Origin of the sequence: Streptomyces apocyni (assembly GCF_009739465.1) — a bacterium.
GTDB lineage: Bacteria > Actinomycetota > Actinomycetes > Streptomycetales > Streptomycetaceae > Streptomyces > Streptomyces apocyni.
Map to the genome: position 1 here is coordinate 143,554 of NZ_WHOM01000044.1, position 15,187 is coordinate 158,740.

At 70.8% G+C, this 15,187-nt stretch carries 12 protein-coding genes and 2 pseudogenes; 11 read left to right on the forward strand and 3 right to left on the reverse strand.

Annotation, left to right across the window (positions count from 1 at the left end; genetic code table 11):
* Positions 1-17: 17 nt before the first annotated feature.
* Complete coding sequence (locus GCN81_RS09775; protein WP_156723739.1) at positions 18-392, reverse strand: hypothetical protein; 375 nt, start codon at positions 390-392, stop codon at positions 18-20.
* Between the two features lie 104 nt (positions 393-496).
* Between GCN81_RS09775 and GCN81_RS32280 the strand changes: the two are divergent.
* The 4 genes and pseudogenes from GCN81_RS32280 to GCN81_RS09790 all read left to right on the forward strand — a co-directional run.
* Positions 497-663 (forward strand): annotated as a pseudogene (locus GCN81_RS32280) (transposase); the annotation flags it as partial.
* A gap of 57 nt (positions 664-720) precedes the next feature.
* Positions 721-1,488 (forward strand): annotated as a pseudogene (locus GCN81_RS09780) (tetratricopeptide repeat protein); the annotation flags it as partial.
* Positions 1,489-1,595: 107 nt separating this feature from the next.
* The gene (locus tag GCN81_RS32285; RefSeq protein WP_231626577.1) at positions 1,596-3,053 is read left to right on the forward strand and encodes a hypothetical protein; all 1,458 of its coding nucleotides are present in this window, start codon (positions 1,596-1,598) and stop codon (positions 3,051-3,053) included.
* A 40-nt stretch (positions 3,054-3,093) separates the two neighbouring features.
* Positions 3,094-3,840, forward strand: a complete 747-nt coding sequence (locus GCN81_RS09790) for a hypothetical protein (protein ID WP_156723741.1) — start codon at positions 3,094-3,096, stop codon at positions 3,838-3,840.
* Positions 3,841-3,858: 18 nt separating this feature from the next.
* Here the strand turns inward: GCN81_RS09790 and GCN81_RS09795 are convergent, their stop codons facing one another.
* The gene (locus tag GCN81_RS09795; protein ID WP_156723742.1) at positions 3,859-4,275 is read right to left on the reverse strand and encodes an NUDIX hydrolase; all 417 of its coding nucleotides are present in this window, start codon (positions 4,273-4,275) and stop codon (positions 3,859-3,861) included.
* Positions 4,276-4,620: 345 nt separating this feature from the next.
* On the opposite strand from GCN81_RS09795, the gene GCN81_RS09800 reads away from it, so the two are divergent.
* The 3 genes from GCN81_RS09800 to GCN81_RS09810 are packed head-to-tail and all read left to right on the forward strand — an operon-like array spanning position 4,621 to position 8,302.
* Complete coding sequence (locus GCN81_RS09800) at positions 4,621-6,201, forward strand: amino acid adenylation domain-containing protein (RefSeq protein WP_156723744.1); 1,581 nt, start codon at positions 4,621-4,623, stop codon at positions 6,199-6,201.
* 14 nt (positions 6,202-6,215) lie between these two features.
* Entirely contained in the window at positions 6,216-7,505 is a 1,290-nt protein-coding gene (locus tag GCN81_RS09805; RefSeq protein WP_156723859.1) for a ferredoxin reductase domain-containing protein, read from the forward strand.
* Between the two features lie 32 nt (positions 7,506-7,537).
* Positions 7,538-8,302, forward strand: a complete 765-nt coding sequence (locus GCN81_RS09810; protein WP_231626580.1) for an enoyl-CoA hydratase-related protein — start codon at positions 7,538-7,540, stop codon at positions 8,300-8,302.
* Between the two features lie 144 nt (positions 8,303-8,446).
* Here GCN81_RS09810 and arfA read toward each other — a convergent pair whose 3' ends face one another.
* A complete protein-coding gene (gene arfA / locus GCN81_RS09815) occupies positions 8,447-9,961 on the reverse strand; it encodes an arabinosylfuranosidase ArfA (RefSeq protein ID WP_156723748.1) in 1,515 nt (504 codons plus the stop codon).
* Between the two features lie 295 nt (positions 9,962-10,256).
* Between arfA and GCN81_RS09820 the strand changes: the two genes are divergently transcribed.
* The 4 genes from GCN81_RS09820 to yjfF all read left to right on the forward strand — a co-directional run bounded on the left by GCN81_RS09820 (position 10,257) and on the right by yjfF (position 15,090).
* Entirely contained in the window at positions 10,257-11,288 is a 1,032-nt protein-coding gene (locus tag GCN81_RS09820; protein WP_231626581.1) for an ABC transporter substrate-binding protein, read from the forward strand.
* 111 nt (positions 11,289-11,399) lie between these two features.
* Complete coding sequence (locus GCN81_RS09825) at positions 11,400-12,971, forward strand: sugar ABC transporter ATP-binding protein (protein ID WP_156723750.1); 1,572 nt, start codon at positions 11,400-11,402, stop codon at positions 12,969-12,971.
* Positions 12,968-14,092: an ABC transporter permease gene (locus tag GCN81_RS09830; RefSeq protein WP_156723751.1), complete on the forward strand. Its 1,125-nt coding sequence runs from the start codon at positions 12,968-12,970 to the stop codon at positions 14,090-14,092. The genes GCN81_RS09825 and GCN81_RS09830 overlap by 4 nt, the downstream gene beginning before the upstream one ends.
* Positions 14,089-15,090 (forward strand): galactofuranose ABC transporter, permease protein YjfF, encoded by a 1,002-nt coding sequence (yjfF, locus tag GCN81_RS09835; protein WP_156723753.1) that lies wholly within the window; start codon positions 14,089-14,091, stop codon positions 15,088-15,090. Before GCN81_RS09830 ends, yjfF begins: the two co-directional genes overlap by 4 nt.
* Positions 15,091-15,187: the final 97 nt, after the last annotated feature.

The window sequence follows — 15,187 nt, forward strand, 5'->3', positions numbered from 1 at the left end:
AGGGCCTGTCCGGCGGTTCAGCGGCGTACGCGCCAGGTCACCTCGTCGCGGAGGGTCTGGACGATCCTCGGGGCACGTACCGCCTCGGTGCGGTCGGTGACCCGGAGGGTGAGCTTGAGGGGGGTGTGCCTGCCCCGCGCGCCCAGGCCCAGTTGGGCGACCTTCACCGAGGTGCGGCCCGCCAGCTCCGGCAGCCTGGTGCCGTCCAGGTACCACTGGATGTCGAGGCGGGTCGCACCGTACAGCGTCGGCACATCGGCGCGTACGGTGTCGCGTGTTCTCAGGACGCGGGTGGTCGGGGTGAGGGGGGCGGCGATCGCGGCGTGCCGGTGGAATCCGGCGATCATCGCCTCGGCTCCGGGCAGGTTGAACGGTTTGTCCAGCACGCGCATCAAGGAGGCGTCGGTGGGCCGGTTCAGGCCCCGCGCGTATTGACTTCCGCTCCCTGAGCTAAGGCCCGGGGATTCCTGCCACGGTCTGCTGACCGTCTCGGTGCCTGACGCGCATGGAGGAGATCACGCGGGCCGCCTGCGCCGACTTCGCATGCGAGCTGGTCGAGTTCAACGGCGCGACGACCCCATCCACCCGCTCGTGAACTTCCCGCCGAAAGCTGCCCGGTCCAGACTTGTCAACAGCCTCAGAGGCGTCAGCTCCCGCAGACTCCCAAAAGCACCCCGAACTAGTCGGGCACTACTGGCGGGACAGCGCCTGTGGATCGGTGCCGCGTCGATCGGCCCGTATATGGACATGGGCGCCCAGATCCGGGCCTCCCATGCCGCGGAGGTCGCCCTCGCGCTGGCTCCCCAGGTGTCCGACCCGGCACTGGTCGCGGGCATGCACCGCAGTGTCGCGCGCACCCTGCTGGCCGAGGGCCGCATCGCGGAGGCGGACACCTCCATCGCCAAGGCGCAGGAGCTCTACCAGCAGCTGCGGCTGCGGCTGCGGCTGCGCACCGAACTCGCGCACTGCCACTGGATGCGCGGCTATGTGCACGCCCAGCACGGCGACCTGGAGGACGCCGAGCGTGAACTCCGCGTCGCCCACGGCACCCTGGCCGCCCGGCGAGCCTCCCTGTACACCGCGCAGGTCGAGGTCGAGCTGGCCGATGTGCTGCGCCGCCGCGGCCGCCACGAGGAGGCGCAGGAGCTGCTGGCCCGACTGCTTGACCTGTCCGACGAGCGGGGCATGGTCCACACGGCGGGCGCCCACCGGCTGCTCGGCCTCATCGCCGAGGACCGGGGCGACCTGGCCACGGCCGAGCGGCACTACGACAGCGCCCTGGTCCTGCTGGAGCGCAGCGGAGCCGCGGGGGACCTCGCGGACCTGTGCCGCCTCCGCGGCGACCTGCTGCGCCGTACGGGCAGGACCGAGGCCGCGCTGGACGCCTACCGCACCGGCCTCGGCCACCGCGCGACGCCGGGCACCACCACGCTGGGGCCGGGGCCGGAGCATCCGCCGCTGCGGGCGTTCCACGGCCCGATGACGTAGGACGCGGTCGTCCGCATCGTCGAACGCCCCCTCACGCTGTGTCACACCTCGGCACTAGACTGGGCGTCCGCACCTCTCACGGGCCGCCCTGGGGAAGGGAGTTCGCCGTGTCACGACACCACCCGGTCCCCAGCCCCGCCCCTCCGGACCCGCACCCCGTGCCACCGGCGCGGCCCGCCACCCGGCCCGCGCGGTTCGTCGGCTGGCTGGGTGGCTTCGGGTGCGCGGCCGCGGCCTACGCGGTGTTCCAGTCGCTGCTCAGCATCCTGCCGGAGGGGATCACCGGGGACTCCGCGCGGTATGCGATCGCCGCGGTCAGTGGCCTGGGTACGGGGGTCGCGGCGTGGCTGTCGGCGGCGCTGGTACGGGCGTTGGCGCGGGAGCGCATACCGGGTGCGGGAGCGCCGCCGTCCCCCGCGGCGGCCGCCCCGGCGTCGCACCCACCGCCCGGCCCCTTCCCTGAGCTGGCCTCGGCGGCGTACGAGACGTTGATCGAGAAGCTCAGCGTGGTCGACGACCCGTCCTGCGGGCGGCTCACCGGCTGGCCGCACTCGCTGGGCGAGGCCGACGGCCAGCGTCCAGGACAGTCGCCGGTACGGCCGACCGCGGTCGGCACCGCGTACGGGCTGCATCTCGCGCTGGAGCTGGGGGTTCCTGACGGGCGGCTCGCCACCGGCGAGTTGGTGCGGACGCTGTGGCGGTTGCGGCTGCCCGACGGCGGCTGGTCGGCGCGCTCTCAGGGGGAGGAGTCCCGGCCGGAGGTGACCGCGCTGGTGCTCGGTGTGCTGGCCAGGACGGGCGCGGACCCGACGCGGGTCGGCCAGGAGGCGGCGGCCTGTGCGGCCAGGTTCACCCGCGAACTGGACCATGCCGGGCGCGATGCGACCCATGTGATGACCAGCGTGCTGCGCTGTCTGCTGCGGGCGGCTCCGGACGCGGGGGCGCTTCCCGCGCTGCGGGACGCGCTCGTCGAGGGAGCGGTCACCGACGCACGGCGCGAGCACCGCCGCTGCTGGGCCCGCCGGCTGAGCGCGCCGCACGGCCCGCCCACCGCCGTACACACCGCGCAGGCCGTGGTGGCACTGGACCGCGCGGCCCGCGCGCCCGGCGCCGAGAGCCCCCAGGTGCGCGCCGCCCGCGAGGACGGCGTGCGCTGGCTCCTGGCCTGTCCCGCCGAACGGCACGACACCTGCGGTGACCTGACCAGGCTCCGGGAGGAGATCCGCCGCCCTCGCACGGACGCACCGGGACACCACGAGGTGCTGAACGTCCGGCACTTCACGGCGGCCTGGGTGCTCCGGGCCCTGCTCACCCAGACCGCCCGCGACCTCGCCCTGGCCGAGGGGTTGGAGGGGGCGTGGCGGGAGCGGCTGGCCGGTGCGGCCGCGGCGGTGTGGCGGGGACAGACGGACGGGATATGGACCTGGGCCGGGATGGAGGCGGCGGAGCCGCGCCGCCCGCTGTGGATGACCTATCAGGGCGTCTCGGCGCTGCGGGCCCACGCCCTGTACCGGTACCAGCCCGACGGCGGCGCACCAGGCACACCGGGCGAACCAGCGGGGTGAGCGAGGAGGACGGGGGTTCGGGCGGGACCAGGGAGGGCGCATGGCGGGGCGGCGGTTCGCGGAGGCGCGGCGGAGGCTCGAGCAGGTGCTGGGCGACGGTCCGGACGAGCGGGAGACCGTGCGGGCCGCGCGGGCGGTCGTCGCCGAACTGGGCGCGGCGGGCCACCTCCCGGGGCTACTGGGCGAGCTGGCCTTGGGGGCCGGTGACCCGGAGGGATGCGCCCGGCTGTCGTACCGCCATGTCCTGGGCTTCCACAAGCTCCTGCTGATCGACGGCAGCCCCCGCCATATGCTGCGCGCCCACATCTGGCATCCGTCGCCGCCGCGCTCCTTTCTGGGGCTTGGGGACATCCACAACCACCGCTCGGCACTGGCCTCGTATGTGGTGCGCGGCGCTCTCGCCATGGAGTTGTACGAGGTGACGGCCGACGGCGGCCTGGCCACGACGCGCTATGAGGAGTCCGTGTCGGACGAGCCGGGTGCCGAGGGCGAGTGGCTGCTGAGGCCAACGGGCGCGGCCCGGCTGCGGCTCACACAGACCGCCGAGTACCGGACGGGGAGCGGCTACGCCCTGGCGGCGTACACCCTGCATCGAGCCTGGGCTACGGCGGGGGCGGAGGCGGGGCCGACCGTGACGCTGTTCCTGGAGACGGGGGTGCGGCGGCGTCGCCACACGGACGTGTTCACGGACTCGGCGCACCGCCAGCCAGCGGTCGCGAAGTCGCCCCTGGACGTGGCGGGGTATCTGGCGGAGCTGGAGGCGCTGAGGGAACTCGTCGGCGGGTGAGCCTCGCCGTACGGGCTCTCAGGTGGCTTCGACGGCCTGGCGCACGATCTCGCGGTTGTACGCGTCCACGCCCATGCTCTCGAGCTCCCGCGGGTCGAACCAGTCGTAGGCCTGGTCGGGCAGAGGCAGCGAGATCCTGCTGCTCAGCGGGCGGACCAGGTAGTTGTCCTGGTGGTTCTTGATCTCGCGCCCCTCGTACTCGCTGACGAACGACGAGGTGCCGACTCTGCGCACCACATCGCCCAGCAGTCCCGTCTCCTCCTTGAGCTCGCGCAGGACCCCGTCCCGCGGGCTCTCTCCTGGTTCCAGTTTGCCGCAGGGCACGCCCCACGCGCCGGGCAGGAACCGCTCGGTCGTACTGCGCCGTACGAGCAACACCCGGCCTCGCCGCATCACGACGGCCGCCGCCATGTGGTTCTCACTGAGGATTCCCATGCTGCCTCACCGCTCGGTGGACGGGGGTCGTATCCATCACGTACCCGCTAGGCGTGCCACCGTATCGCGCGGGCACACCTCTCCCCGCCTGGTGTCGCCGCCGAGCCGGTCACACGTTGCCGCTGTGACGGCACTCGCCACATGTGGCTCATAGCGCATCAACTCTTGGCCGAACATGCATAGTTGAGGGCTCAATGAGTGCGGCTAGAGTCAACGGTCCGAAGGGTTCCCGGGGCCCCTCGCGCCATCCTTTCGCAGCACCCCCCGCAAGACCGTACGGCGTTCGGCATGCCACCGATCCACCTCCAGATCCGTCATGCGCAGCAGCCAGGAGGTCTCCCGTATATGGGTCCGCTCCCGCTCACCCACCCCGACGACACCCGCACGTCATGGCTGGGCCATCTCCCACCCCGCGACCAGCACCTCTTCGAGGAGTACGGCCAAGGGCCCGCCGTCGTCCCACCGCACTTGCTCGTCCACGAGGCCTTCGCGTACTGGGCCACGGCCACCCCGCACACCGTCGCCGCCGAACATCTGGGCCGCTCGATCACCTACGGCGAGCTCGACCGCCGGTCCGACCGGCTCGCCGCGCGACTCGTCCGCGAGGGCGTACGGCCCGGTGACCGGGTCGGTCTGTTCCTGCGACGGTCGATTCCGATGCTCGTCGGGCTGCTCGCCACGCTCAAGGCCGGTGCCGCCTACGTCCCGCAGGACGTCCGTCTCGCCCCCACCAGCCAGCTACGCCAGGTCATCCAGGCCGCCGGAACGCGGGTGATCCTCACCCGGGCCCGCGACGCGGACCGGATTCCGCGGCCTGGCGGGCAGACCCTGATCGCCATCGACGAGCTGTCCGGCCCACCGGGCACCGACGCCCTGACACTCTCCCGGTACGGTCCGGGGCGGGGCGTACGCCCCGACGACGGCTGCTACGTCCTGTTCACCTCCGGCACCACCGGAACGCCCAACGGTGTCACCGTCACCCACCGCAACGTGTGCAACATCCTGCTCACCGAACCCGGCAGACTGGGCATCGGCCCGGGGCAGCGTGTGGCGCAGATCCTCAACATCGCCTTCGACATGGCCGCCTGGGAGATCCTCGGCGCGCTGACCGGCGGCGGCACCCTGGTGATCCGCGGCAAGGACATCACCGAGGCCGTGCGCCGCTCCGATGTCGTGATCGCCACCCCGACCGTCCTGTCCGGGATCGACCCGGCGTCCTGCCCACGGGTGCGGACCGTGGCCGTCGCCGGGGAGCCGTGCCCACGGCCGCTGGCCGACCTCTGGGCGAGGACCCGTGTCTTCTACAACTGCTGCGGACCGACCGAGACTACCATCGTCAACACGATGCGGCGGCACACCCCGGACGCGGCCCTGCTCACCATCGGCCGCCCCACGCCCAACAACACCGTCTACGTCCTGGACGAGCACCAACGACCCGTGCCCATCGGCCAGAGCGGCGAGATGTGGGCGGGCGGCGACTGCGTCTCCGCCGGGTATCTCGGCAATCCCGCGCTCACCGCGGAGCGTTACGCCCCGGATCCCTTCCTCGGCGGCGACCGTCTGATGTTCCGCACCCGCGACCTGGGTCGCTGGACTCCGGGGGGTGAGCTGGTCCATCTCGGCAGGACGGACGACCAGGTCAAGATACGGGGCTTCAGGGTCGAACCCGACGCGGTCTCCGCGGTGCTGGAGTCGCTGCCCGGCTGCACCCGGGCGGTGACCCTCAAGCGCGATCCGCGCAGTCTCGTCTCGTTCGTGTGCCCCCAGGACGTCGACACGGCCGCGGCTCGGGAGGCGGTGGCCGCCGTTCTGCCCTATTACTGCGTGCCGGACGCGGTGGTGCCGCTGGCCGCGCTGCCCGAGACCGACCGGGGCAAGGCCGACAAGGCGGCATTGCTGCGGCTCACCGAGGAGGTGGCCCGGTGACCACGTCCCCCTCGGTGCGCCGGGCACTCCCCCAGGAGACGGCGGGTGACGCGCGCTTCGGCGACGGTGTCGAGCTGCCGCCGCTCACGTCCCGGCTCCGGCGGGCGCTGAAGCACCCGCTGCTCACGCACTACCACCGCCTCGCGGCCTGCGTCATCGCCGCCAACCTGGTCCTGCTCGCCGGGGGCCTGCCCGGCGAACGTGCCCTCGGGTACGCCGCGCTCACCAATCTCGCGCTGGCCGTCGTGGTCCGCCAGCAGTACGTGATCAACCTCTTCTTCGCCCTGGCGACCTCGGCCCCGGTGACCTGGCCGCTGAAGGTGCGCTGGACGCTCGGGAAGGTCTACCACTTCGGCGGACTGCATGTGGGGGGTGCGCTGGCCGGCACGCTGTGGTTCCTGGCGCTCACCGTGGTGGTGACGGCGGGTGGCGGCGCGCCCGGGGTACTCGTCGTGTCGTACGCGCTGATCGCCCTGCTGGTCTTCATCGTGGCGACCGCGTTGCCGCCGTTCCGGTCGCGCTTCCACGACCACTTCGAGAAGATCCACCGGTTCGGTGGCTGGGGCGCGCTGCTGCTGTTCTGGGCCCACACCCTGCTGCTCGCGCGCGGCCCGGGTGAGCCCGGTATCTGGGTGCTCGCGCTGGTCACGTTCAGTGTCGCGTTGCCGTGGCTGCGGCTACGCAAGGTCGACGTCCGGATCGAACGGCCCTCGTCCCATGTGGCGCTGGCCCGCTTCGACCACGGGGTGACGCCGTTCGCCGGGTCGTCGACGACGATCAGCCGCAGCCCGCTCACCGAGTGGCACTCCTTCGCCAACGTGCCGACACCGGGCCGCCCCGGCTTCCGGTTGACCATCTCGCGGGCGGGCGACTGGACCGGTTCGTTCATTGACGACGCGCCCTCGCGGGTGTGGGTCAAGGGCATCACCACGGCGGGCGTCGCCAATATCGAGACGCTGTTCACCAAGGTGGTCTACGTGGCGACCGGCAGCGGCATCGGACCATGCCTGCCGCACCTGCTGGCCGCCGAGGTCCCTTCGCGCCTGGTGTGGGCGACGCGTGACCCGCGTAAGACCTACGGTGACGGGCTCGTCGACGAGATCCTCAGCGTGCAGCCGGACGCGGTCATCTGGAACACCGGCACGGACGGCAAGCCCGACATGGTGCGCCTCGCGTACGCCGCGTACCGCGACTTCGGGGCCGAGGCGGTCATCTGTATCTCCAACAAGAAGCTCACCTGGCAGGTGGTGCGCGGCCTGGAGCGCCGTGGCATCCCCGCCTACGGCGCGATCTGGGACTCCTGACACGTGCTCCACTCCCGCAGAAAGGTCTGCTGATGAATCTCAAGATCGACCGGGACGGCCGGGTGGTGACGGTACGGCTGCACCGCCCCGCCGTACGCAACGCCCTCAGCCATGCCGTACTGACCGACCTCCTGGACGCGCTGCGGCCGTTGGACCGCGACCCGGGGGTCGGCTGCTTCGTTGTCACCGGCTCGCCCGAGGTGTTCGCGGCGGGCGCGGACATCCGCGAGATGGCGGACAGGACGGCGAGCGAGATGGCCGATGACGACTACTTCGCGGGCTGGGAGGAGTTCGCGGCGCTGCGCACGCCGAAGATCGCGGCGGTCAGTGGGTACGCGCTGGGCGGCGGCTGTGAGCTGGCGATGATGTGCGACCTGGTGATCGCGGGCCGGTCCGCGGTGTTCGGGCAGCCCGAGGTCAAGCTCGGGGTGATGCCCGGGATCGGGGGGACGCAGCGGCTGACCCGGCTGGTGGGTAAGGCCAGGGCGATGGACCTCATCCTCACCGGGCGCACGATCGACGCGCTGGAGGCGGAGCGCTGGGGTCTGGTTTCCCGGGTCGTGGCCGACTCCCAGGTCCTGGAGGAGGCGGCTCAGACGGCCGCGGTCATCGCGTCCTATGGCCGGGCGTCCGTACGGGCGGCGCGGGAGGCGGTGGACCAGGCCCTGGAGACCGGGCTGCGGGACGGCATCCGCTATGAACGACGGGTCTTTCACGGCCTGTTCGCGACGGAGGACCAGCGTGAGGGGATGCGCGCGTTTCTGGAGAAGCGCCCCCCTCGCTTCACCGGCCAGTAGACGGACCGTACGGGGCGGTCTGTACGGGGCGGGCCGGTTCGCGCGTACCGGCCCGCCCCGTCCCCCGTCCCCCCTCCCCCGAGGGCCCGCCCGGGACCCTCAGCCCGGGCGAGCCCCGTCTCAGCGGCTCAGCGGCTCAGCGGCTCAGCGGAGCCGGATCACGTTCCAGGACAGCGGCTCCAGGACGGCGCTCAGGGTGCCGTCGCGCAGCGCGGTGCCCGCTACGCCGTGCGGGGCGACCCGCTCCGGTTCGGCCAGGGTGTTGCGGGCCTCGGGGTCCGCGTCGGCCAGGGCGCTGTGCTCGACGACCTCGCTCACCCCGAGCCCGTGCAGGGCCACTTCGAGCGGAAGCGGCTCGTGCTGCCCGCGGTTGACGGCGAAGACGGTGACGGTGCCGTCCTCGCCCCGTACGGCGGTGGCGTGCAGCAGCGGCACCTCGCCGTACTTCGCCGTGGGGTAGGTGGCGGAGTCCACGCGTACGTCGAGCACCTGGCCTCTGCCGTACCGCGAGGCCTGCGCGAAGGGGAAGAACGTGGTCTGCCTCCAGGCCGGTCCGCCCGGCTCGGTCATGATCGGCGCGATGACGTTGACCAGTTGGGCCAGGCAGGCGACGGTCACCCGGTCCGCGTGCCGCAGCAGGGCAATCAGCAGGGAGCCGAAGACGACGGCGTCGGTGACGGTGTAGTTGTCCTCAAGGAGGCGGGGAGCCTCGGGCCAGTCGAGGGGGTTCGCGTCAGCCTGCTCCTGGGCCTGGGACAGGTACCAGACGTTCCACTCGTCGAAGGAGAGGTTGATCTTCTTCGACGACTTCAGGCGCGCCCCCACGTGGTCGCAGGTGGCGACGACGTTGTCGATGAAGGACTCCATGTCGACGGCGGAGGCGAGGAAGGAGTCGCGGTCGCCGTTGAGTTCCTCGTAGTAGGCGTGCAGGGAGACGTAATCGACGGCGTCGTAGGTCTCGGCGAGTACCGTCGCCTCCCAGGCGGCGAAGGTGTCCATGGACTGGCCGGACGAGCCACAGGCGACCAGTTCGACCGAAGGGTCGAGCTGGCGCATCGCGCGTGCGGTCTCCGCCGCGAGGCGCCCGTACTCCTGGGCGGTCTTGTGGCCGGTCTGCCAAGGGCCGTCCATCTCATTGCCCAGGCACCAGAGGGTGATGCCGAAGGGGTCCTTGTCGCCGTGGGCGGCGCGCAGGTCGGACAGGGCGGTGCCGGAGGGGTGGTTGGCGTACTCCTGGAGGTCGAGTGCCTCGGCCACTCCCCTGGTGCCGAGGTTGAGGGCCATCATCGGCTCGGCCCGCGGGCCGACCTTCCTCAGGAAGGCGATGAACTCGCTCAGCCCGAAGCGGTTGCTCTCGGTGGAGTGCCAGGCCAGGTCCAGGCGGCGGGGGCGCTCGGCGGCGGGGCCGACGGAGTCCTCCCAGCGGTATCCCGAGACGAAGTTGCCGCCGGGGTAGCGGATGGCGGTGACGCCCAGTTCACGGACCAGGTCGAGCACGTCGCCGCGCAGCCCCGCTTCGTCGGCCGTGGGGTGGCCGGGCTCGTAGATGCCGGTGTAGACGCAGCGGCCGAGGTGTTCGACGAAGGAGCCGAAGAGCCGGGGGTTGACCTCGCCGACGGCGAAGTCGGGGTGCAGCGTGAAGCGCGCGGAACGGGTCATGATTCCCTCAACCTAGTTCGAAATACCGTACGTTGAACGACTCCCCGGACAGACGGTAAGCCGGGTTCGGGGCCGGGTCAATGGGCCGGGTCAATGGGTCGGGCGGCGCAGGGCGCACGCGACCAATTCTGTTCGCCCGGTCGAACATCACCCCTGATTCGGCCGGGAGTTCGCCCGAACCGTTGACCTCGCACCACGTTCGACTCTACGGTCCGTTCGAAGTTGCGAGCAGTATTCGATATGCCGAACGGACGCGCACACCGGCCTGGCCGGACAGTAAGGAGAGTGCCGCATCATGTCCGCACCAAAGAGCAGCCGTAGCCAGCCAGACCTGAGCCGCCGCCACTTCGCCATGGCCCTGGGGGCCGCGCTGGTGGCCGTACCGCTCGCGGCCTGCGGCGGGGACAAGAAACAGCCGTCAGGTGGGGGGAACGGCGGGGGCGGCGGAGACGGGGCGATCACCTTCGGGTTCGCCCAGGTCGGCTCCGAGTCGGGGTGGCGTACCGCCAACACCACGTCCATCAAGGACGCCGCCAAGAAGGCCGGGATCACCCTGAAGTTCTCCGACGCCCAGCAGAAGCAGGAGAACCAGATCGCGGCGATCCGCAGTTTCATCACCCAGAAGGTCGATGTGATCGGCTTCTCGCCGGTGGTGGAGTCCGGCTGGGACACCGTGCTGAAGGAGGCCAGAGACGCCAAGATCCCGGTGATCCTCACCGACCGAGCCGTGGACTCCGCCGATGACAGCCTGTATGTCACCTTCATCGGCTCGGACTTCGTCGAGGAGGGCCGCCGCGCCGGGAAGTGGCTGGTCGAGGACACCAAGGAGGACGGCCCGTTCAATGTCGTCGTCCTGGAGGGGACGACGGGCTCTGCCCCCGCCAACGACCGTAAGAAGGGCTTCGCGGAGATCGTCGGCAACGACGACCGGTTCAGGTTCATCGCCTCGCAGACCGGTGACTTCACCCGGGCCAAGGGCAAGGAGGTGATGGAGTCCTTCCTGAAGTCCCACAAGAAGATCGATGTGCTGTTCGCGCACAACGACGACATGGCCATCGGCGCGATCCAGGCCATCGAGGAGGCCGGGAAGAAGCCCGGCACGGACATTCGCATCGTGTCCATCGACGGCATCAAGGAAGCCTTCCAGGCGATGGCCGACGGGAAGATCAACGTGGTGGTGGAGTGCAATCCGCTGATCGGCCCCCAGGTGATGGACCTCGTCAAGAAGGTGCACGCGGGCGACAGCGTCGAGAAGCGTGTCGAGGCCGAGGAAGGCGTCTTCACTCAGGAGCAGGCCAAGGACGAACTCCCGAACCGTACGTACTGACACGTACTGACACGTACTGACACGAATTGACGCGTACTGACCGTCAACGGCCCCGGCAGGGCAGCGGATACCGCTCCGCCGGGGCCCTCTCGTCCGATCCGAGGAGTGCAGATGGCACCCGCCACGCCCGTGCTTGAGGCCACGGGCATCGTCAAGGACTTCCTGGGTGTGCGCGCCCTCAAAGAAGTGGACTTCCGCCTCTTCCCCGGAGAAGTCCACGCCCTGATGGGCGAGAACGGCGCCGGGAAATCCACCCTGATCAAGGTACTCACCGGCGTCCACGCCGCCGACGGGGGCGAGATACGGCTCCAGGGCACGCCCGTACGGTTCACCGGCCCTCTCCATGCGCGGGCCCACGGCGTGAGCACCGTCTACCAGGAGGTCAACCTCTGCCCGAGCCTGTCGATCGCGGAGAACGTCCTGCTCGGCCGGGAGCCACGCCGCTTCGGGGCCATCCGCTGGAAGGAACTACGGCGCCGGGCCACGGAGTTGCTCGCCCGCCTCGACATCGATGTGGATGTGCGGGTGGAACTCGGCAGCCAGCCGCTGGCCGTCCAGCAGATGGTGGCCATCGCCCGCGCCATCGACGTCGACGCACGGGTGCTGATCCTGGACGAACCGACCTCCAGCCTCGACCGTGAGGAGGTGGACCGCCTCTTCGCGGTGCTGGACCGACTGCGAGGCGACGGAGTCGCGGTGCTGTTCGTGTCGCACTTCCTGGAGCAGATCTACGAGATCAGCGACCGCGTCACCGTGCTGCGCGACGGCGGTCTGATCGGCGAGTACGCCACCGCCGAACTCCCCCGCCGCGACCTGGTCGCCAGGATGCTCGGCCAGGAACCGGGCGACCTGGAGGCCGAGCAGCACCGCACCTCGCGCGCCCAGGACGACCAGAACGACCAGGCGCCCTTCGTCACCGCCCGGGGCGTGGGCCGCAAGGGCGCCATCGCCCCCTTCGACCTCGACCTCACACCGGGACGGGTCACCGGGCTCGCCGGGCTGCTGGGCTCCGGGCGCAGCGAGAGCGCCCGGCTGCTCGCCGGGGCCGACCGCGCCGACCAGGGGCAGCTCACCGTGGACGGCGCCCCGGTGACGCTGCGCGGGCCGCGCGCCGCCATCGCCCGCTCCATCGCGTACCTCTCGGAGAACCGCAAGGCCGACGGCCTCATCCCCGATCTGACGGTCACCGAGAACATCGTGCTGGCGCTCCAGGCCGCGCAGGGCTGGGCCAGGCCACTGTCAGCGCGGCGCACCGACGAGCTCGTCACGCGCTGGATGACGGCCCTGGACATCCGGCCCCGGGACCCCAGCCTGCCCGTACGCAACCTCAGCGGCGGCAACCAGCAGAAGGTCCTGCTCGCCCGCTGGCTGCTCACCGAACCCCGGCTGCTCATCCTGGACGAGCCCACGCGCGGGATCGACATCGGGGCCAAGGCGCAGATCCTCCGGCTGATCAGCGGTCTCGCCGACGACGGCCTGGCGGTGCTGTTCGTCTCGGCCGAACTGGAGGAGGTGCTCCGGCTGTCCGACACCGTCGCGGTGCTACGCGACCGGGAGCTGGTCGCCGCGCTGCCGGGCGGCGCGGCCCTCACGGTGGAGCGCCTCATGGAAGTCATCGCCACAGGAGAGAACGCCACAGGAGAAATCGCTCCGGGAGAAGTCACCACAGGAGAACCGGTATGAGCATCACCCCCGGGCGGCTGCGCGCCCTCACCCGGCACCGGTTGTTCTGGCCGCTGGCCCTGCTAGCGGGCCTGCTGCTGGTCGCGGTCGCCGACAACCCCTCCTTCTTCTCGGTACGGGTCCAGGGCGGCCACCTGTACGGCAACCTGATCGACATCCTGCGCCTGAGTGCCCCGCTCGCGCTGATCGCCCTGGGGATGACGCTGGTGATCGCGCTCAAGGGCATCGATCTGTCGGTGGGTGCCGTGGTCGCCATCGGGGGCGCCGTCGCCTGCACCGAGATCAGCCAACTGGCGGACCAGGGCAGTGCCTCCGGGGTCGTGCTGGCCGTCGGCGCGGCGCTGGGACTGTGTCTGCTGGCTGGCCTGTGGAACGGCTTCCTGGTCGCCTATGTCGGTATCCAGCCCATCATCGCGACGTTGATCCTGATGGTCGCGGGGCGGGGTGTGGCGCAGATGGTGACGGACGGTCAGATCGTCACGGTAAGCAGTTCGCCGTACCACCTGATCGGCGGCGGCTATCTCTTCGGGCTGCCCTTCAGCGCCCTGACCGCCGGTGCCGTACTCGGCCTGGTGGCCCTGCTGGTGCGGCGCAGCGCGCTGGGCGTGCTGGTCGAGTCGGTCGGCGGCAACGCCGAGGCGAGCCGTCTGGCCGGGATCAAGTCCCGTGGCCTGACCCTGGGCGTGTACGCGTTCTCCGGGCTGTGCGCGGGGGCCGCCGGTCTCATGATCAGCTCGAACATCGCGGGCGCTGACGGCAACAACGCCGGTCTGTGGATCGAACTCGACGCGATCTTCGCGGTGGTCATCGGCGGTACGGCCCTCACCGGTGGGCGCTTCTACCTCGGCGGCACCCTGGTCGGGGTGCTGGTCATCCAGACCCTCACCACCGTGGTGCTGAGCCTCGGGGTGCCGCCGGAGACGACGCTCGTGTTCAAGGCCTGTGTGGTCACCGCCGTCTGTCTGCTGCAGTCCCCGGCCTTCCGCCACGCGGTGACCTCCCGGCTGAGACGCGCAGGCTCCCGGCCACCTGGCGCGTCGTCCACCCACATCGAAAAGCCCGAACACGAGCACGAGCCCGATCCCACCGAGCCGACCCCTCGCGAGGTCCAGAACACATGAGCGCCCCGCTGACCAGCCTCCGCCTCGCCGCCCGGCACCGGCGCGGCTATATCCCCGTCGCGTCCACCGCCGTGCTGTTCCTCGCGCTGCTCGCGGCGGGCAACTCCCGGTACTACGGCTTCCTCGAAGGCCAGGTGCTGCTCAACCTCCTGATCAACAACGCCGGGTTGCTCGTCCTCGCGGTCGGGATGACCTTCGTGATCCTCACCGGCGGCATCGACCTGTCGGTCGGCGCGGTGGCCGCGCTGTCCACGATGATGGTCGCCTGGATGGTGGAACGGGCGGGCGTGCCCCCGCTGTTGGCGATCGTGCTCGCGCTGGCCGTGGGCGCGGGGCTCGGCAGGCTGATGGGTCATATGGTCCATGACTTCGGGGTGCAGCCCTTTATCGCCACCCTCGCGGGCATGTTCCTGGCGCGTGGGCTGTGCTTCCTGATCAGCACCGAGTCGATCTCCATCACCGACCCGCTCTTCGCCACCGCGGCGCAGACCCGCATCCCGCTGCCGAGCGGGACGTTCATCTCGATCAGTGTGGTGATCGCCCTGGTGATCGTCGCTGTCGCGTTTGGCGTGCTGCACTACACGCGCTTCGGGCGGGGCGTGTACGCGGTGGGCGACAATCCGCAGTCCGCCGAGCTGATGGCCCTGCCCGTACGCCGTACGATCCTCGCCGCCTACACGATATCCGGGCTCTGCTCGGCGCTCGGCGGGGTGCTGTTCACCTTCTACACCCAGTCCGGTTACAGCCTGAACCTGCTCGGCACCGAGCTCGACACCATCGCAGCGGTCGTGATCGGCGGCACCGTCCTGACCGGTGGCGCCGGGTACGTCCTGGGCACGGTGCTGGGGGTCTGTGTGCTCGGGGTGATCCAGACCATCATCACCTTCGAGGGCACCCTCAGCTCCTGGTGGACGAAGATCGTCACGGGTGCGCTGCTGCTCGCCTTCGTACTGCTTCAGCGGGTCCTCACGGCGCGCCGGACGTCGGCGGGGTCCTGACCGTACTGACCCTTACTGTCCATACGAGAAGAGATCCCTTCCGCGCGGCAACCTTTCCGAGCGCGGCGGAGACAAGGGAAAAGGAAGCGGGTTTGCG

Excerpts from the sequence above, each read along its gene's own strand:
- GCN81_RS09775 (WP_156723739.1), bottom strand. The coding sequence starts at position 392 with ATGCGCGTGCTGGACAAACCGTTCAACCTGCCCGGAGCCGAGGCGATG.
- GCN81_RS09790 (WP_156723741.1), top strand. The coding sequence starts at position 3,094 with ATGGCGGGGCGGCGGTTCGCGGAGGCGCGGCGGAGGCTCGAGCAGGTG.
- GCN81_RS09795 (WP_156723742.1), bottom strand. The coding sequence starts at position 4,275 with ATGGGAATCCTCAGTGAGAACCACATGGCGGCGGCCGTCGTGATGCGG.
- GCN81_RS09800 (WP_156723744.1), top strand. The coding sequence starts at position 4,621 with ATGGGTCCGCTCCCGCTCACCCACCCCGACGACACCCGCACGTCATGG.
- GCN81_RS09810 (WP_231626580.1), top strand. The coding sequence starts at position 7,538 with ATGAATCTCAAGATCGACCGGGACGGCCGGGTGGTGACGGTACGGCTG.
- arfA (WP_156723748.1), bottom strand. The coding sequence starts at position 9,961 with ATGACCCGTTCCGCGCGCTTCACGCTGCACCCCGACTTCGCCGTCGGC.
- GCN81_RS09820 (WP_231626581.1), top strand. The coding sequence starts at position 10,257 with ATGTCCGCACCAAAGAGCAGCCGTAGCCAGCCAGACCTGAGCCGCCGC.
- GCN81_RS09825 (WP_156723750.1), top strand. The coding sequence starts at position 11,400 with ATGGCACCCGCCACGCCCGTGCTTGAGGCCACGGGCATCGTCAAGGAC.
- GCN81_RS09830 (WP_156723751.1), top strand. The coding sequence starts at position 12,968 with ATGAGCATCACCCCCGGGCGGCTGCGCGCCCTCACCCGGCACCGGTTG.
- yjfF (WP_156723753.1), top strand. The coding sequence starts at position 14,089 with ATGAGCGCCCCGCTGACCAGCCTCCGCCTCGCCGCCCGGCACCGGCGC.